The sequence below is a fragment of the Vreelandella aquamarina genome (assembly GCF_020075495.1).
Lineage (GTDB): Bacteria > Pseudomonadota > Gammaproteobacteria > Pseudomonadales > Halomonadaceae > Vreelandella > Vreelandella aquamarina_A.
Genome location: NZ_JABYQT010000001.1, coordinates 230274 through 246810 on the forward strand (window position 1 = coordinate 230274; position 16537 = coordinate 246810).

At 59.0% G+C, this 16537-nt stretch carries 14 protein-coding genes; 5 read left to right on the forward strand and 9 right to left on the reverse strand.

The genetic code is table 11. The features are described 5' to 3' along the window. Positions 1–21: 21 nt before the first annotated feature. Positions 22–672: a peroxiredoxin gene (locus HW452_RS01045; RefSeq protein ID WP_224104247.1), complete on the forward strand. Its 651-nt coding sequence runs from the start codon at positions 22–24 to the stop codon at positions 670–672. A 70-nt stretch (positions 673–742) separates the two neighbouring features. Here the strand turns inward: HW452_RS01045 and HW452_RS01050 are convergent, their stop codons facing one another. Then, on the reverse strand, positions 743–1990 hold the full coding sequence (locus HW452_RS01050) for a methyl-accepting chemotaxis protein (protein ID WP_425348076.1): 1248 nt from the start codon (positions 1988–1990) through the stop codon (positions 743–745). Between the two features lie 423 nt (positions 1991–2413). Beyond that, complete coding sequence (locus HW452_RS01055) at positions 2414–3427, reverse strand: isocitrate dehydrogenase (protein ID WP_224104249.1); 1014 nt, start codon at positions 3425–3427, stop codon at positions 2414–2416. A 495-nt stretch (positions 3428–3922) separates the two neighbouring features. Here HW452_RS01055 and HW452_RS01060 point away from each other — a divergent pair, with 495 nt between their 5' ends. Beyond that, positions 3923–5413: a SulP family inorganic anion transporter gene (locus tag HW452_RS01060; RefSeq protein WP_224104250.1), complete on the forward strand. Its 1491-nt coding sequence runs from the start codon at positions 3923–3925 to the stop codon at positions 5411–5413. Positions 5414–5444: 31 nt separating this feature from the next. Then, positions 5445–6317: a universal stress protein gene (locus tag HW452_RS01065; protein ID WP_224104251.1), complete on the forward strand. Its 873-nt coding sequence runs from the start codon at positions 5445–5447 to the stop codon at positions 6315–6317. A 43-nt stretch (positions 6318–6360) separates the two neighbouring features. Here the strand turns inward: HW452_RS01065 and HW452_RS01070 are convergent, their stop codons facing one another. The 4 genes from HW452_RS01070 to HW452_RS01085 form a co-directional block, all read right to left on the reverse strand. Continuing rightward, positions 6361–7347, reverse strand: coding sequence for an arsenic resistance protein (locus tag HW452_RS01070; protein ID WP_224104252.1), 987 nt, complete (start codon positions 7345–7347; stop codon positions 6361–6363). Positions 7348–7364: 17 nt separating this feature from the next. After that, the gene (locus HW452_RS01075) at positions 7365–7754 is read right to left on the reverse strand and encodes a fluoride efflux transporter FluC (protein ID WP_224104253.1); all 390 of its coding nucleotides are present in this window, start codon (positions 7752–7754) and stop codon (positions 7365–7367) included. Further along, the gene (locus HW452_RS01080) at positions 7751–8137 is read right to left on the reverse strand and encodes a CrcB family protein (protein ID WP_224104570.1); all 387 of its coding nucleotides are present in this window, start codon (positions 8135–8137) and stop codon (positions 7751–7753) included. Before HW452_RS01080 ends, HW452_RS01075 begins: the two co-directional genes overlap by 4 nt. A 133-nt stretch (positions 8138–8270) precedes the next feature. Then, positions 8271–9962: a 2-isopropylmalate synthase gene (locus HW452_RS01085; protein ID WP_224104254.1), complete on the reverse strand. Its 1692-nt coding sequence runs from the start codon at positions 9960–9962 to the stop codon at positions 8271–8273. 247 nt (positions 9963–10209) lie between these two features. Here HW452_RS01085 and HW452_RS01090 point away from each other — a divergent pair, with 247 nt between their 5' ends. Next, positions 10210–10692: an Lrp/AsnC family transcriptional regulator gene (locus HW452_RS01090; protein WP_224104255.1), complete on the forward strand. Its 483-nt coding sequence runs from the start codon at positions 10210–10212 to the stop codon at positions 10690–10692. A gap of 71 nt (positions 10693–10763) precedes the next feature. Continuing rightward, complete coding sequence (locus HW452_RS01095) at positions 10764–11123, forward strand: RidA family protein (RefSeq protein WP_224104256.1); 360 nt, start codon at positions 10764–10766, stop codon at positions 11121–11123. 10 nt (positions 11124–11133) lie between these two features. Here HW452_RS01095 and hexR read toward each other — a convergent pair whose 3' ends face one another. The 3 genes from hexR to HW452_RS01110 are packed head-to-tail and all read right to left on the reverse strand — an operon-like array spanning position 11134 to position 16357. Further along, complete coding sequence (gene hexR, locus HW452_RS01100; RefSeq protein ID WP_224104257.1) at positions 11134–11988, reverse strand: transcriptional regulator HexR; 855 nt, start codon at positions 11986–11988, stop codon at positions 11134–11136. Continuing rightward, a complete protein-coding gene (locus HW452_RS01105) occupies positions 11988–13748 on the reverse strand; it encodes an EAL domain-containing response regulator (RefSeq protein WP_224104258.1) in 1761 nt (586 codons plus the stop codon). Before HW452_RS01105 ends, hexR begins: the two co-directional genes overlap by 1 nt. Next, positions 13745–16357 (reverse strand): ATP-binding protein, encoded by a 2613-nt coding sequence (locus HW452_RS01110; protein ID WP_224104259.1) that lies wholly within the window; start codon positions 16355–16357, stop codon positions 13745–13747. The genes HW452_RS01105 and HW452_RS01110 overlap by 4 nt, the downstream gene beginning before the upstream one ends. Between the last annotated feature and the right edge of the window lie 180 nt (positions 16358–16537).

Here is a 16537-nt window from a genome sequence, read left to right on the forward strand (position 1 = left end):
AACCACCCGTGAGGAGGCATCATGTCACTGCGTATCAATGCCGTTGTTCCCGATTTCGAAGCCCAGACCAGCCAGGGCGCGATCCAGTTTCACGACTGGATTGGCGACAGTTGGGCCATTCTGTTCTCCCATCCCAAGGATTTCACGCCGGTGTGCACCACGGAGTTTGGCGCCGTGGCCAAGCTCGACGCGGAGTGGAAAAAGCGTGGCACCAAGGTCATTGGCGTATCGGTAGATGGCGTCGAGGATCACAAGCGCTGGGCCGGGGATATCGAAACCTATAGTGGCAGCGAAGTCGGCTTTCCCATCATTGCCGATGAAGGCCTGAACGTTTCCAAACTGTTCGACATGCTGCCGGAAGATGCCTATCTGCCGGATGGCCGCACGCCTGCCGATAGCGCTACCGTACGGTCGGTGTTCATTATCGGGCCGGACAAGAAGCTCAAGCTTTCCATGACCTATCCGATGACGGTCGGGCGCAACTTCGCCGAGATCCTGCGTGCGCTGGATGCGCTGCAGGCAACGGCCAAGCATGGTATTGCCACACCCGCCGACTGGACAGTGGGTCAGGACGTCATCATTCCGCCAAGCGTTTCCGATGAAGATGCCAAGCAGAAGTTTGGCGAGTTCGAGGCAGTGCTGCCTTACCTGCGCAAGACGTCACTGAAATAAGATACTCTGTACCAGCGCTAAAAAAGCCCGAAGACGCCGCTCTTCGGGCTTTTTCATGGCCGACTCCGACTTACAGTTCTGGCGACTCCAGCGCCAGCTGATCGATCGACGTAGAGACGTTGCGCGCCCCCGTCAGAATCTCACTGACGATCATTTCGATCTCGCTGACGCTCTCCTGGCTCGACTTGCCTTGCTCTACCACTTGCTGCATGGCTGCGGTGGTCTGCATGACCAGCGCCGTATTCTCTTTCAACACCCTGGTGATTTCATCCACCGCCTCACTGGAGCCCTTGGCAAGCTGGCGTACCTCGTTGGCCACGACGGCAAAGCCGCGGCCTTGTTCGCCAGCCCGGGCAGCTTCCACGGCCGCATTGAGTGACAGCAGGTTCGTCTGATTGGCGATACGAGCAATGGACGTGGTGATGCTGTCGATGCTCTGTGCCTGCTGTGTCAATGCCCCCACCAGTTTTTGCGCTTCAGCGAGGGTTTGAGCCGCCTGTTTGGCGTCGTCCATCACCCGTTGAAGGTGCGTCAATCCACTGCGGGCGATCTGCTCGGTCTGGGTGGAAGTGCTCTGGGCCGAGTGGACAGCGGCCTTAGCTGCCTCTGACTCTTCTATCGATGAGGTAATGTCGGTCGCAAACTTGACGACCTTGAACACCTGGCCGTGGCTGTCGAAGATAGGATTGTAAGTGGCCTCCAACCAGACACTTCTGCCTTGGGCATTCAAGCGCTCGAACTTGCCCTGTTTGGCTTCTCCCTGGGCCAGGTCCTGCCAGAAATTTGGATGCATTCGATAGAATTCGGGGGTGCAGAAGCGCTTGTGATGAGAGCCGATCAGCGAATCGCTGGTATACCCCATGGCCCGCTCGAAGTTGGCATTGACGCCTAGCACGTGGCCGTCCGGCGTAAATTCGATAACCGCCATGGAGCCATTCAAGGCCTGCAGAACGGCATTCTTGCGCTCGGCTTCAATATGCGCTTCGGTGATGTCATTGGCGATCTTGACGATCTCCTTGACTCGACCGCGTCGATCAAGTGTGGGCAGGTAGGTCGCTTCCAGCCATACCTCATCACCCTTGGCATTGAAGCGCCGAAACGTCCCGCGACGACTTTCACCGTCGGCAAGTGATTTCCAGAACGCTTGGTACTCAAGGGCCTGGGTTTCGGTGTGACTACAGAACATGCGGTGATGCTTGCCCTCTATTTCCTTGAGGGTATACCCCATCGTGGTCAAAAAAAGCGGGCTTGCCTTTTTGATATGGCCGGTCGGGGTGAAGGTGATATAAGCCGTGTGCTGCCACAAGGCAGCCTTCATGGATGAGTTTCGACGAAAGCCTAGCATGGGAACGGTGCTCTCTGTACAGGATTGGTATAGTTTTATGAGTAAAAGAGTAGCCCTTGCCCGCAACATGTGCACTGCTTTTTTCTCAATACTTGTGATTGAGAAAAGTAATCTTAGCTTTAGTGCTGAAAATAGAGTGATAGGCAGAAGATGCCTACCGATAGGCGTCTTTTGAACCGTTAGTATTCCTGCAGGTATCGACAAGATTGGCGGGGTAACGACTAATATTAATAAAAATCAAATTTTCAGGATGAGGCTGAAAAATACTCTTCCCTTGGCAAGATCGGTCATAAAAGGTTTTCTGTCACAGGTATGTACAATGGAGGCTGATAACAGCGGGAAAGCTGCGCCCTTGCGGGAGAAGGGCGCTTGAAAAGGCGATGCACAATAAGCGGGTCAGGCCTGAACGTATTCCACCAGGGCCTGGGCAAACGTATCGGTAGTGCCGGTACCGCCCATGTCCGGTGTGACCATGTCGCGGCGGGTTTCCAGCACTGCACGAATACCGCGGCGGATGGCGTCACCCTTGTCTGCCATGCCCAGGTGGTCGAGCATCTGCGCGGCGGCCAGCAGCAGGGCGCAGGGGTTGGCGAGCTTTTTGCCGGCAATATCCGGCGCCGAGCCGTGTACCGCTTCGAAAATCGCGGCTTTTTCGCCGATATTGGCGCCCGGCGCCAGGCCAAGGCCGCCCACCAGGCCGGCGCATAAATCAGAAAGAATATCGCCGAACAGGTTGGTCGTGACCACAACGTCAAACTGGTGCGGGTTCATCACCAGCTGCATGCAGGCGTTGTCGACGATCATCTCTTGAAACTCGATCTCGGGATATTCACGGGCGATTTCGCGGGCCACGTCCAGAAACAGCCCGGAGCTGGTCTTGATGATATTGGCCTTGTGCACTGCCGTCACCTTCTTGCGGCCGCTGCTTTTCGCCAGTTCGAAGGCGTAGCGCACGATTCGTTCGGAGCCCTTGCGGGTGACCTTGATCACCGAAATGCCGGTGTTGCCGTCGTCGATCATTTCCTGGCCATCGGAAAGGTAGGCGCCTTCGGTATTTTCGCGCACGGTGATCATGTCGATATCTTCAAAGCGCGAGCGGGTGCCGGGGAAACTGATCGCCGGGCGCACGTTGGCGTAGAGGTCGAAGTGGCGGCGTAGCTGCACGTTGATAGAGGAGAAGCCCTTGCCGATAGGCGTGGTGAGAGGACCCTTCAAGGCAACGCCATACTTCTCGATGGCATCGAGCGATGCCTGGGGGATCAGGGTGCCGTGGTTTTCCAGTGCAACCAGGCCGGCATCGACAAACTCATACTCAAGCCCGCATTCGAGCGCTTCAAGCACGCGCAGGGTGGCGTCCATGATTTCCGGTCCGATACCGTCGCCCTTGATCACTGCAATTGACTGGCTCATGTACTGCTCCTCAGGTGTGATGATGATCGCTCGGGTGGCGATCCGGCGTAGATGTGGTGTCTTGCTGCAGAATACCTATGGTAAGCCATGGCGAAGTGCACGGTCATCCCGCCACGTGGGTCCATACGTCTAGCGGGTGCAGGCCTTGTCGATTGCTGGTAAACTCCGCGCCTTGTTGGCCCGAGCTCTCACGCGGCCAGCACAGGACACACGTTTTCACGGCAAGGCATACGCGCAATGAAACGCTCACAGGCGACGCTTGTACGACCGACTGTTGGGTTGATGACTCCACCCTAGGTAATACTCCCCCCTTGAAACGCTCTGGCGCTTGCGCTACTGCGGCGTATCGGTCCCCTGTGGCCGTCGTTTTCATGGGCGCTTTTGGCGCCTTCGATCTTTAGCTTGAAACCTGCAACCTGACATTATGGCGTGGCTTCTGCCCTTGTGCGGTGGCGTTGGCGCGTCGTGTTCACATCACAACCATGGACTCCCTGAATGGCACTTTTCAGCAAGCATGAGTGGTTTTCCAATATCAAGGGCGACACGCTTTCGGGTATCGTCGTGGCGCTGGCGCTGATTCCCGAGGCGATCGCGTTTTCGATCATTGCCGGGGTCGACCCCAAGGTCGGCCTTTACGCTTCGTTCTGTATCGCGGTGATCATCGCCTTTACCGGTGGCCGACCCGGCATGATTTCCGCGGCCACCGGCGCCATGGCGCTTTTGATGGTCACGCTGGTGCGCGAGCACGGCCTCCAGTATCTGCTGGCGGCCACGCTCTTGACCGGCGTGTTCCAGATCATCGCCGGGTATCTGCGTCTGGCGGAGCTGATGCGCTTTGTCTCGCGCTCGGTGGTGACGGGCTTCGTCAACGCCCTGGCGATTCTGATCTTCATGGCCCAGCTGCCGGAGCTGACCAACGTCACCTGGCACGTTTATGCCATGACGGCGGCGGGCCTGGGGATCATTTACCTGTTTCCCTACCTGCCCGTTATCGGCAGGTCATTGCCGTCGCCGCTGGTGTGCATCGTGGTGCTGACCATCGTGTACATGGCAAGCGGCATGGATATTCGCACCGTAGGCGACATGGGCGAGCTTCCGGATACGCTGCCGGTATTTCTGTGGCCCAACGTGCCGTTGACGGTCGATACGCTGCTGATCATTCTGCCCTATGCGCTGATGCTGTGCGTGGTGGGCCTGCTGGAATCGATGATGACCGCGACCATCGTGGATGATCTGACCGACACCCAAAGCGACAAGAACCGTGAGTGCAAGGGCCAGGGCATGGCCAACATCGGCGCGGGCCTTCTGGGCGGCATGGCGGGTTGTGCGATGATCGGCCAGTCGGTGATCAACATCAAATCCGGCGGCCGCACGCGGCTTTCCACGCTGATCGCCGGTGTGCTGCTGCTCCTGATGGTGGTATTTCTATCCGACTGGGTTTCACAGATTCCCATGGCGGCCCTGGTGGCGGTCATGATCATGGTATCGATCGGCACGTTCAACTGGGCGTCGATCCGGGATCTGAAAAAGTATCCCCTGAGCACCAATATCGTCATGCTGGCCACCGTTGCCGTCACGGTCAGCACCCACAACCTGGCGCTGGGCGTGTTCGTTGGCGTGCTGCTGGCGGCGCTGTTCTTCGCCAACAAGGTGGGTAATATCATGTATATCGGCTCGGTCGAGGTGGAGGCAGGGCGCACGCGGGAGTATCAGGTAGTCGGGCAGGTATTCTTTGCCTCCTCCGAGCGCTTCATGGCGGCATTCGATTTCAAGGAGAGTCTTGATAAAGTGACAATCGACCTGTCCAAGGCGCATTTCTGGGACGTCACCGCGGTGCAGGCGCTTGACCGCGTGGTGATCAAGTTCCGCCGCGAAGGCACCGAGGTAGAGCTTGTAGGGCTGAGCGAAGCCAGTGCCACGGTGGTCGACCGTTACGCGGTGCACAACGACCCTCAGGCGGTCGACAAACTGATGGGCGGCCACTGACGAGTGATCGTTGATGAACAGGGAGAGCAGCATGACTGAGCACGTTGTTACCGAATACGTCCTGGCCGCCATTGACGGCTCCCGGTTTTCAGAGGGCGTTTGTGATTATGCCGCCTGGGCCAGCCTTGCGTTAGGCGCCCCGCTGAATTTTGTGCACGCGGTTGATAACCACTCAGGTGTGCCCGACGAGCAGGATCTTTCCGGCCATCTGCATCTTGGTGCCCAGGAACATCTGCTGGAGGCGCTTTCCACCCTTGATGAGCAGCGTGCCAAGGTGAACCGCCAGCAGGGCCGGTTGATGCTGGAGGCAGCTCAGGCTCGTGCCATTGAGCACGGTGTGACTAACCCTGCCGCACGCCAGGTGAACGGCGCTCTGGTGGAGACGCTGGCCGAGCTTGAAAGCGAGACGCGCCTGGTGGTCATCGGCAAGCGGGGTGAAAACGCCCATCAGGCAAGCCATCATCTTGGCGCCAATCTCGAGCGCGTCGTGCGTGAAGTGCACCGCCCGATCCTCATGGTGCCGGCTACCTTCAAGCCGCCGCAAAAGGTGCTGATTGCCTTTGACGGCAGCAAGACGGCCCGCAAGGGGGTTGAGATGCTGGCCCGTTCGCCGCTGTTTGCGGATAACGAGTGTCACGTGCTGATCGTGGGGGCCGAAACGGCAGAAAATCGCTCCCAGCTTGACTGGGCAATGACCACGCTGCGTGAGGCGGGCCACCGAGCAGAAGGCATCATTCGTGCAGGTGAGGTGGACGAGGTATTGCAAGCCTACGAACAGGCACAGGGTATCGATCTGCTGGTGATGGGCGCCTACGGGCACTCGCGCATTCGCCACCTGCTGGTAGGCAGCACGACGACCGCCATGCTGCGTGGCAGCCAGATCCCGGTGCTGATTCTGCGCTGATCCAGGCCGGCGCTGTTTGACATCAGCGCCGCCAAGCCGCCCGCTACCGGCTAGCCGGGCGGCTTTCTTGTTTCTGGTTTTCAGGCAGCAGCCGGTTGGGTACCCAGCGCAGGTAAACGATCATGCCGAAAAGCTCCACCAGCGACTGAAAGACAATCACCACCACCGCTGCCTGCCATGCCTCGGGCAGGGCCAGGGCGACAGGCAGCATGACGAACGAATTGCGCGTGCCGAAGCTGAAGGCCAGCGTTCGGGCGCTGGCGACAGGCAGCTTGAACAGCCTGCCAAGCGCGCGGCCCAGCCAGCCGGCAAACAGCAGAAAGCCGATGAAGATAAACACCACCTGAGCCATCACCGGATAAAGGCCGCCCAGGTTATTTGCTTGAGAGGCTGCGATGATCAATACGACCATGGCCAGAAGCGGCACAGGCAGTATGCCAAGATGCTCAAGGGTGCGCCGGATGCGCTTGTGTCGGCTACCTAGGTACTCGGTCAGCCCGGCCAGGGCCAGGGGCAGCATGACAAGCCCTGCAAAGGCGCTGACGAGCGAGGCGGAGAGCGCCAGCTGAAACCACTCTGTTCCCAGAAATAGCCATAGATAGGCAGGCAGGGCACCCATCTGCACCAATAAAAGCAGCGGGGCAGCGGCAACGGCGCGGGATGTGTCGCCCTTGCCCAGATGGGTAAAGCTGATGAACCAGTCGGTACAGGGCACAAGCAGTACCAGCAACACCCCGACCAATACGGCAGGGGAGAGCGGCAGCCAGTGCACGGCAAGGGCCAGAAAGGCCGGAATGGCGATAAAGTTGCCTACCAGCAGCGCGGCGATAAAGCGCCCATCAGTAAGGCGGCGGGCCACGCTTGACAGGGGGATCTGGCTAAAGGTGGTATACATCAGCAGGCCCAGCAGCGGCCAAAGCAGCGGCTCAAGTGCATCCGCAAACCAGGGGAGCGCAACACCAAGTGTCAATCCCAGGCCGATACAGGCCAGATATATCCAGCACTGGTGTTTTTCCAGCTGCTCGCGCATTGAATTTCCTTTAAGGGCTACCGGCAAGAAAGTGCCAGACGTTCGCCCAGCAGGGCAGCTGTCAGCCAGAGCGGCAGGCTCACCATGACGTATAAAAGTCCTGCCCACGGCCGGCCAGTCGTGACGAAGTGCAGGGTTTCCAGGCTGAACAGTGAAAAAGTGGTAAAGCCTCCGCAAAAGCCGGCGATCAGTAGCGGGTGCAAGCGTGCCAGCTGGCCTTGGGGGAAGCGCAGCGCCTGGGCCGCTAACCAGCCAATCAGACCAGACCCCAGCACGTTTACCAGCAGCGTACCCCACGGGAAGTGGCTGCCCAGGGCCGCCTGGGACACCAATGACACGCCATAGCGCAGCGCGCTTCCCACACCGCTGCCAAGCCCTACGGCCAGATAGTTTTTCCAGACACTCATGAGAAGCCTTTCGACAGCGCCCAGCCCAGCGTCGCCATGACAATGCCAAGTGTCATCGTGGCGCCTGCATTGAGCGCTGCGCGCCCCGCCTGGCCGCCGTGCCACAGTTCAAGCGTCTGCAGACTGAACGAGGAGACGGTGGTATAGCCACCCAGCAGCCCCGCGATACTGAACAGCCAGAGGACGCTTGCCGTGTCCGACAAGCCCTGCCAGCCCAGCAGCCAGCCCGCCGCCAGCGCCCCCGTAGTATTGACCACGAGCGTACCCCAGGGAAACGCCTTGCCCAGCCAGTGCGCCATCAGATTGGAGATGGCCAATCTGCCCGCTCCACCGAGTGCCCCGCCCAGCGCTACCAGCAGTACGTTCATCACGCCCTGGCCCATGCTCTCTCCGCTTGCTGAATGAATGCTCGACGCACTGGCAGTGATTTTAGCATGTGACATCAGTGCACGAGAAAACGCCTTGCGCGGTAAGCCGCGCAAGGCGTCAGTTCAGGATTCGTGTCTTGCCAGGTGCCTAGACCGTCAGCGCGCTGTCCTGGCGATTGGTGGCTGCCCTGGTCATGTCACCGGCCCGGTTGATACCTGAAATAAGCGCTTTCAGAGAAGCACTGACGGTATCGCTGTCTTCGGCCACGGCGCAGATACGCTGACCATCGATATTGAGCTGCACGAAGGCAATGGCATTGGCTTCGCTGTCGCCGCCCAGCGAGTGTTCACTGTAATCGATGATGCCCACCTTGACCCCGGAGTGCTTCTCCCAGGCATCGGTAAACGCGGACATGGCACCGTTGCCGGAGCCCGACAGGCGCAGGGTTTCGCTACCCTGCCACAGGGTTACTTCAAGACCTTCGCGCTGGCCCTTGGAGAGTTGGTAGTCCGCCAGTGACAGCGGCGCCTCCTGGGTGAAGTTGTCGAACATCACCTGGCGAATCATTTCACTTGAAAGCTCGCTGGCGCGCGCTTCACTCTCTTTTTGCACATGAGGAGCAAGCGCCAGCATCATCCAGCGCGGAAGGTTGATGCCGTAGTCGCGCTCCAGCAAAAACGCCATGCCACCCTTGCCGGACTGGCTGTTGACGCGAATGACGGCTTGATAGTCGCGGCCGATATCATGCGGGTCGATCGGCAGGTACGCCACTTGCCAAGGCTCATCACTTTTCTGGTGCTTGAGCGACTTGCGAATCGCATCCTGGTGGCTGCCGGAAAACGCGGTATAGACCATCTCGCCGACCCAAGGGTGACGCGGATGCATGGTGATACCGGTGCACTCGTGAACCACCTGAATGATTTCATCCGGGTTGGAAAGGTCGAGCTTGGGATCGATGCCCTGGCTGTAGAGGTTCATGGCCAGCGTCACAATATCCATGTTGCCGGTGCGCTCGCCGTTGCCCAAAAGCGTGCCCTCCACGCGGTCGGCGCCGGCGAGCAGGGCAAGCTCGGCGGAGGCCACCGCGCCGCCCCGGTCGTTATGGGTATGGACTGATATGATCACGCTGTCGCGGCGGCTGATGTGCTGGCAGAAATACTCGATCTGGTCGGCGTGATGGTGAGGCCCTGCCACTTCCACCGTGGTTGGCAGGTTGAGAATGCACTTGTTGTCCGGCGTGGGCTGCCAGACATCCATGACCGCCTCGCAGATTGCCAGCGAGAAGTCGATTTCGGTGCTGGAGAAACTCTCCGGCGAGTACTGAAAGCGCCAGGCCACGTCGGGGTATCTGGCCGCGTAGGTTTTCACCCAGGTGGCGCCTTGCACGGCAATGTCGGTAATGCCGTCGCGGTCCATCTCGAATACCCGTTCACGCTGAATGGTCGAGGTCGAGTTGTACAGGTGGATAATCGCACGCTTGACGCCGACCAAGGATTCGAAGGTCTTTTCGATCAGGTGCTCGCGGCATTGCACCAGTACGGCAATGGTCACGTCGTCAGGAATCTGGTCTTCCTCGATCAGCCAGCGCACGAAGTCGTAGTCAGGCTGGCTTGCCGATGGAAACCCGACCATCACTTCCTTGATGCCCACCTTGATGATCTGGTGCCAGAAACGCTGTTTCTGCTCGACGGTCATCGGTTCCAGCAGCGCCTGGTTGCCGTCACGCAGGTCTTCGCTCACCCAGATCGGGGCACGATCCAGGTCACGGTCAGGCCACTGGCGGTTGAACGCAGGCACGCGCGGTGCTGGACGGTATTTTCGATGATCGAAAGCAGACATTGTTAGATTCCTGAAGATGGATGACTTGGAAAACTGGCCGCTTTTGGCGTAGGCCGGGCTCGTACATGCACGTGTATCGATGCAGGTTCGTGGTACAAAGCGCTGCACGGCAACGGTTACCGCTTTTGGCAGTTTTTATAGTGTAACGGGTTTGCGGCGCTAGATGATTGCTAAGAAAAAGCCAATATTGGCATTGATTGGCAGAATATTTTAAATTATACGAGTTAATTGGCAGAGGCTGCTTACCATGTCGGTAGTACCATTGACTCTGGATCGCTTTGATCGACAGATTCTGACCATCCTTCAGCAGGAGGGCCGGATCAGCAATCAGGAACTTGCCGACCGCATCGGCCTTTCCGCCTCGCCCTGCCTGCGGCGCGTTCGTGCCCTGGAAGAGCATGGCCTGATCATGCAGTATCGCGCCGAGGTGGATGCCCGGCAGCTGGGCTATCAGCTGATGGTACTGCTGCACATTGCCATGGATCAGCATACGTCTGAGCGGTTCGAGAATTTCGAGCGTCATATCCGTGAGATTCCCAACGTGATCGAGTGCTTGATCATCACTGGCCAGGCGGCGGACTTCCAGTTGAAGATTCTGGTGCGTGACATGGATGACTATCAGCACCTGCTGCTGCATGTCATCAACCGGATCGAAGGCGTGACCGGGGCGCACACGAGTTTCGTGCTGCGCCGGGTGTTCGAGCATCGCCCGGTACCTACCGAGCGCTGAACATTCAGGCGTGGTCAGAGACTTGCCAGGCGTTTACACTGCCTTTTTTCATGTTGGCAGTGGAGTTTTCCATGACTATCGAGCGTCACGATACCAAAGCGCGCATGAGTCGCGCAGTCATTCATCAAGGCGTTGCCTACCTATGCGGCCAGGTAGCCGGGCCGGACGCGCGAAACGCTGATATCACCGAGCAGACCCGGAGCATGCTGGCGCGCGTGGATGCGCTGCTCGAGGAGATTGGATCAAGCCGTGAGCAGCTGCTGAGTGCCACCATCTACCTGAAGGACGGCAGCGATTTTGCGGCCATGAACGCCGTCTGGGATGCTTGGGTGCCCGAAGGCCATGCGCCGGCGCGTACCTGTGTCTGCGCGCCGATGCCGGCTGACGAGCTGAAAGTCGAAATCACCGTCACCACGGCCGTGTCGGCCTAGGTTCTAGCGATTAGCTATCCAGCGGAAAGCGGGTGTCGCGCAGGCTGTCCTTGATCTTCTTCAGATGCGGCAGAAACCCTTCGCCGCGACGCAGCGTGACCCCGGTGGCCAGCGCGTCTATCAGGGTGAGCTGGATCACCCTGGACGTCATCGGCATGTAGTGGTCGGTGTCTTCCGGGGTGGCAACGTCGAGTGTCGCACTGCACGCTTGAGCAAGGGGAGAGGCCGGGGCAGTAATGCCCAACACCACCGCGCCCGCCGCGCGCGCCACTCTGGCGATATCCACAAGCTCCCGAGTGCGTCCAGTGTAGGAAATGATCACCACCACATCGCCAGTATGGCAGGCAGCCGCCACCATGCGCTGCATCAATACGTCAACGTAGGCCATGACCGGCAGGTTGAAGCGGAAGAACTTGTGCTGGGCATCCTGGGCCACCGCACCCGACGCCCCCAGACCGAAAAAGTGGATCTGCTTTGCCTGGGTCAGGTAGTCGACCATGCGCTCGACGGCGTTCATGTCGATATCGCGCTGAGCTTCATCGAGGGCGGCAATGGTGGCACCAAATATCTTGTGCGTGTACTGGGTCGCGGTATCACCCGGCTCAACGGCGCGGGTAACGTACGGCGTGCCGCCGGCCAGGCTCTGGGCCAGCTTGATCTTGAAGTCCGGATACCCCTTGGCACCAAAGTTGCGACAGAACCGGTTCACGGTGGGCTCGCTGACGCTGGCCGACTGAGCGAGGCTTGCGATGCTTAAGCTGGTAGCCGCCGCCGGATCGTCCAGAATCACGTTAGCTACCTTGCGCTCGGAGCGGTTCAGCTCTTCCAAGCGTTCGCGTAAGCGGTCAAGCAAGTCATGCGCCATCAAACAAGCTCCATGGCAGTGAGTGGGGAAGGCTCGGGTGTCCAGTGGTTACACCAATCGATAAAGTCGTTGGCGGGTAATGGGCGAGCATAATAGTAGCCTTGCGCCGCTTCACAACCAATAGCATGCAGGTACGCCGCCTGGGCGGGCGTTTCAATGCCTTCTGCCACTACGTCACAGCCGACAGCGTGCGCCAGTTGGGTAATCATCACCGCCAGTTGGCGATCCACCGGGTTATTCTCGATATCCATGACGAACGCGCGGTCGATCTTGAGCGTCGAAAATGGCAGCGTCTTGATGTAGGCAAGCGATGAATGCCCGGTGCCAAAGTCGTCAATGGCAACCGCTACGTTCATCCTGGCAAGCTGGGCCAGTTGGATACGCGCATTCTGCATATCGCTCATCAACCCGGATTCGGTTACCTCGAGTGCAAAAAAGCGCTCGGGAATGCCATAGCCCGCCAGCCGCTCCAGCAGCCGCTTTGCAAAATCCCGGCGGGTCAACTGTCGCGCCGCCACGTTCACCGCTACATGAAAGTGGTCATTGAGCAGGCCCTGCTTTCGCCATGACACGATATATTGCATGGTTTCTTCAAGCACCCAGTCGCCAATGGCCAGAATATCACCGCTGGCCTCGGCAAGGGGAATAAAATCCGCCGGTGAGATATGGCCAAGTTCCGGATGATGCCAGCGAAGCAGCGCCTCGGCACCGATGATCTCCTGAGTCTCCAGCGATATCTTGGGCTGGAACGCAAGGGACATCTCGCCCCGCTGGGTTGCCCCGCGGATGGCCTGCTGCAGGCTGAGCCGGTGACGCTGCTGGGCCTCGAGGGCTTCGCTGTAGCTCTGTATCCGCTGGGGAGTGTCCTGGGGCAGCGCCAGGGCGGCCATGTGTACAAGCCGCTCGATATTGAAGCTGCCCGTGGTCCAGCTGATGCCGATACGCGCGTTTAACGGAATCAACAGATCATCCAGCGCCTGGTCGTGCTCGAAAAAGCCGAGCAGCCGTGTGGCCAGCCGCTCAAGGGAGTGCTGGTCGGCGCTACGGGTAACCAGCAAGAGTTCGCTGCCGCCCCACAGGCCAAGCGTGCACTCGCTGCTCAGCGCTGAATGGAGTGTTTGGCTGATATGGCCAACCAGCTGGTCGGCAATGCGATACCCATGCAGGCGAATCGCCTCATCCAGATGGTCGAGCGCAATGAACAGAAGCCCGGTATCAGCGCCTCCCAGGGAGGCTTCGCGCAGCGCCTGCATCAAGCCACGGCGGTTGGGCAGTTGGGTAATGGGGTCGGTACGCGATTGGCGGTCCAGCTCCTGAGTGCGTTTCGCTACCATGCGCTCGAGGGTTTCTGCTTGCTGGTCGCGTATCTGGTAGCGGTGTTCAAGGCGCAGCGTATTGCGAATGCGCTGGAGTACTTCGTCATGGTTGAACGGTTTGGTGATGAAATCGCGCACGCCCAGATTGAGCGCACGGTAGCGTGTTTCGTCGTCGATCTGTGCCGTGAGTACGATGACGGGAGGCGTCTGCTGCCCAAAGCGCTCCTGCAGCAGACTGATCAGCGCATAGCCATCCAGATAAGGCATGCGAATATCGAGCAGCAGCAGGTCGGGTTTGTGCTGCTCGCAGTAGGCAAGCACCTCGCGCGGGTCGCTTATGCCGTGCACGTTGCTAAAGCCATGATCATCCAGAAGATCAAGCAGAAGCTCGACGTTGATAGGGTTGTCGTCTACCGCCAGCAGGTGCTTGTCGGTTAGGTTCATGACGATTGCTCCGGCGTCAGGGTGACGAACTTGTTCAATGTTGCGGTCAGCCGATCGATGTTCAGGGGCTTGGTCAGGTAGGCATCGAAGCCAGCCATCAAGCCGTGCATGATGTCGCGCTCCATGGCGTTGGCCGACAGGGCAACGACATAGATACCGCGTAGATGAGGATCCTTCTGGATGATATCCAGCGCCTGAAAGCCGTTCATCCCCGGCAGGTGAATATCCATCAGGACCACGTCTGGCGGTGACTGGCGCATCAGTTCCAGGCCGATTTCGGCGTTGGGCGCGATCTGCAGCTTGAGCTCGTCGATCTCATCGACGATATCTTCCATAAGGCGCTGATTGGTCGGGTTGTCTTCGACATAAAGCAGGGTATAAGCGTGCGGTTTGTCCAAGCCTTGACGCGCGCTATTGTCGCTTGGGCTGCTGCTGTCGAACGCACTCGGGTGAGCCTGGGGTAGCGTGAACCAGAACGTGGTGCCGTGCCCAAGCTGGCTGTCAACGCCGATGCGGCCATTCATGCGCTCGACCAGCTGGCGCGTGATGGCAAGGCCAATGCCCGTGCCTTCGATAGCCCCATGCTCAGCATCCAGGCGGTTGAACGGCTCAAACAGCTCATGATGGCGCTCAGGCGCGATACCCAGACCGGTATCGGCCACGCTGATGCGCACGTGGCCATCCACCTGTTCGGCCGAGAGCGTAATGGAACCTCGGGGGCTGTTGTACTTGATGGCGTTGGAGAGCAGATTCAGCAAGACCTGCTTGGTGCGCGTGTAGTCTGCCGCAATGTACAAGCTGGCTGAAAAGGGCCGGCGTACCAGGGTGATATTGGCCTTTTCCATGCTCGCCTCAAGCGTCAGACAGGCGTCGTCGAGCAGGTTTTCAAGCGGCAATGGCTCAATGGAAAAGGACATTTTCCCGGCCTCTATCTTGGCCAGGTCGAGAACTTCATTGATCAGACTCAACAGGTGCTGGCCGCTCTTTTCGATCTGGTTGACCTGGCGCTGCTGCTTGCTGCTCAGCGGCTCGCGGCGGCCCTTGCCCAGCAGCTGGGCAAACCCGATGATGGCGTTGAGGGGCGTACGCAGCTCGTGGCTCATCGAGGAGAGAAATTCGCTCTTGGCTCGGCTGGCCTTCTCCGCCTGATCCCGGGCCGCTCCCAAGTCCCTCGTCACCTGTTCGCGTTCGGCCATCTGCCGGTACAGGTTGATGAGCAGGGCGCAGGTATCGGTAAACGGCTGCAGCCAGTCTATCAGGGTCTGATCCAATGGTTGCTTGCTGTTGGCAATCGCGTACATGCCGATCAGGCGCTTGCCGCTATAGATCGGTACACCCAGATAATTGGTAAGGTGGGGGTGGCCCGGCGGAAAGCCGCCGCGCTTGGAGTGTGTCAGCACATCGTCGGTCATGATCACTTCACCGAAGGCGAACACTCGGCCAAGCAGCGAATTGGGATTGGTCAGTGTCATGTCGCCACTGCGCAGTCGCTCCATCAGAACGCGCGACTCGGCGTTCCATGAAAGGTCGGTAAGCGCGTGTATCTTGAGAGTGTTGGTGGTATCTGACGGCTTTACCTCGCCGATCAGCGCATAGTCACTGTCGGTCAGCTCGCGCAGCGCCTCCATCAGAAAGACCCACAGCCGCTCTCCCGACATCAGTGCCTGATAGTCGGTTATCCCCTGGTGAAGCACTTTAAGCAGGCTCTGCTCTTTCTGGATACGCTGATTGGCCGAGTGGATATCACTCAGATCCGTCAGGATTCCCAGAAACTCCACCACCTCGCCCTGGTCGTTGGGAATGGCATTGATGGCAAGATGCACAGGCACACGGTGCCCCTGCTTGTGCTGTGCTTCTACTTCGCGCCCACGCCCGATGACCGTGGGTTCGCCGCCGGAAAGATAGCGCCCGATGAAGCCGTCGTGACGCGGCGCGATATCGGCCGGGGTCAGCATGGAAACGTTGCGGCCCAGCAGTTCGCTTTCGGTATACCCAAGCAGCTTGAGCGCAAAGGGGTTGACAGCAATCATGCTGCCGGTGCGATCGATGCGCACCTTGCCGGTTGCGCTTTTGGTGAACAGCGCCTCAAAGCGGCGGGCCGTGCTGGATAACGACTCCTTGAGCACGTGCTGGCGCAACAGCTCCTCGACCTGCTGGGCAAGCCCTTTAAGGATGCGCTTCTCGCGGTCTGAAAACGTACGTGGCTCGCGGTCGATAATGCATAGCGTACCGACAGGCAGGCCATCGGTAGGGCGCAGCGGATGGCCGGCGTAGAAGCGAATGAAAGGTGCTGTGGTGACGAGCGGGTTGTCGGCAAAGCGTGCGTCGGCGTGCGCATCCTCGACCACCAGCGGCGCATCGTGGGCAACGGCGTGAGCACAAAAGGAGATGCTGCGTTCGGTTTCACAGGCGGCCAGTCCCTGACGCGACTTGAACCATTGACGCTCCTTGTCGACCAGCGAAACCAGGGCAATCGGTACCTCGAAGACTTCCCGCGCCAGCTGGGTGATGCGGTCAAAAGAGGCTTCAAGTGGTGAGTCGAGAACGTTCAGAGCACGCAATGCCGCAAGGCGTTGTGCTTCGTTATGCGGCTGGTCAGCGGCTTGCATCGGGTTTCCAAATGAAAAAAATGAACAATTTAACTTATCTAAATATCGGTCATGAGCAAGCAAGCTTTAGTCACTTCGCCACAATATTAATGGGTCAAGCTGGCCAGGTGCTGGCATGCCGTGGCTAGCACCTTGTTTAGCCTGATAAAGTTGACAAGATACATGATAATCATACGCCTC

Bases quoted from the DNA above. Each gene is read 5' to 3' on its own strand.
- HW452_RS01080 (WP_224104570.1), bottom strand. From the start codon at position 8,137: ATGGGCCAGGGCGTGATGAACGTACTGCTGGTAGCGCTGGGCGGGGCA.
- HW452_RS01090 (WP_224104255.1), top strand. From the start codon at position 10,210: ATGTCGGTAGTACCATTGACTCTGGATCGCTTTGATCGACAGATTCTG.
- HW452_RS01065 (WP_224104251.1), top strand. From the start codon at position 5,445: ATGACTGAGCACGTTGTTACCGAATACGTCCTGGCCGCCATTGACGGC.
- HW452_RS01045 (WP_224104247.1), top strand. From the start codon at position 22: ATGTCACTGCGTATCAATGCCGTTGTTCCCGATTTCGAAGCCCAGACC.
- HW452_RS01070 (WP_224104252.1), bottom strand. From the start codon at position 7,347: ATGCGCGAGCAGCTGGAAAAACACCAGTGCTGGATATATCTGGCCTGT.
- HW452_RS01060 (WP_224104250.1), top strand. From the start codon at position 3,923: ATGGCACTTTTCAGCAAGCATGAGTGGTTTTCCAATATCAAGGGCGAC.
- HW452_RS01050 (WP_425348076.1), bottom strand. From the start codon at position 1,990: ATGAAGGCTGCCTTGTGGCAGCACACGGCTTATATCACCTTCACCCCG.
- HW452_RS01105 (WP_224104258.1), bottom strand. From the start codon at position 13,748: ATGAACCTAACCGACAAGCACCTGCTGGCGGTAGACGACAACCCTATC.
- HW452_RS01110 (WP_224104259.1), bottom strand. From the start codon at position 16,357: ATGCAAGCCGCTGACCAGCCGCATAACGAAGCACAACGCCTTGCGGCA.
- hexR (WP_224104257.1), bottom strand. From the start codon at position 11,988: ATGGCGCATGACTTGCTTGACCGCTTACGCGAACGCTTGGAAGAGCTG.
- HW452_RS01095 (WP_224104256.1), top strand. From the start codon at position 10,764: ATGACTATCGAGCGTCACGATACCAAAGCGCGCATGAGTCGCGCAGTC.
- HW452_RS01055 (WP_224104249.1), bottom strand. From the start codon at position 3,427: ATGAGCCAGTCAATTGCAGTGATCAAGGGCGACGGTATCGGACCGGAA.
- HW452_RS01075 (WP_224104253.1), bottom strand. From the start codon at position 7,754: ATGAGTGTCTGGAAAAACTATCTGGCCGTAGGGCTTGGCAGCGGTGTG.
- HW452_RS01085 (WP_224104254.1), bottom strand. From the start codon at position 9,962: ATGTCTGCTTTCGATCATCGAAAATACCGTCCAGCACCGCGCGTGCCT.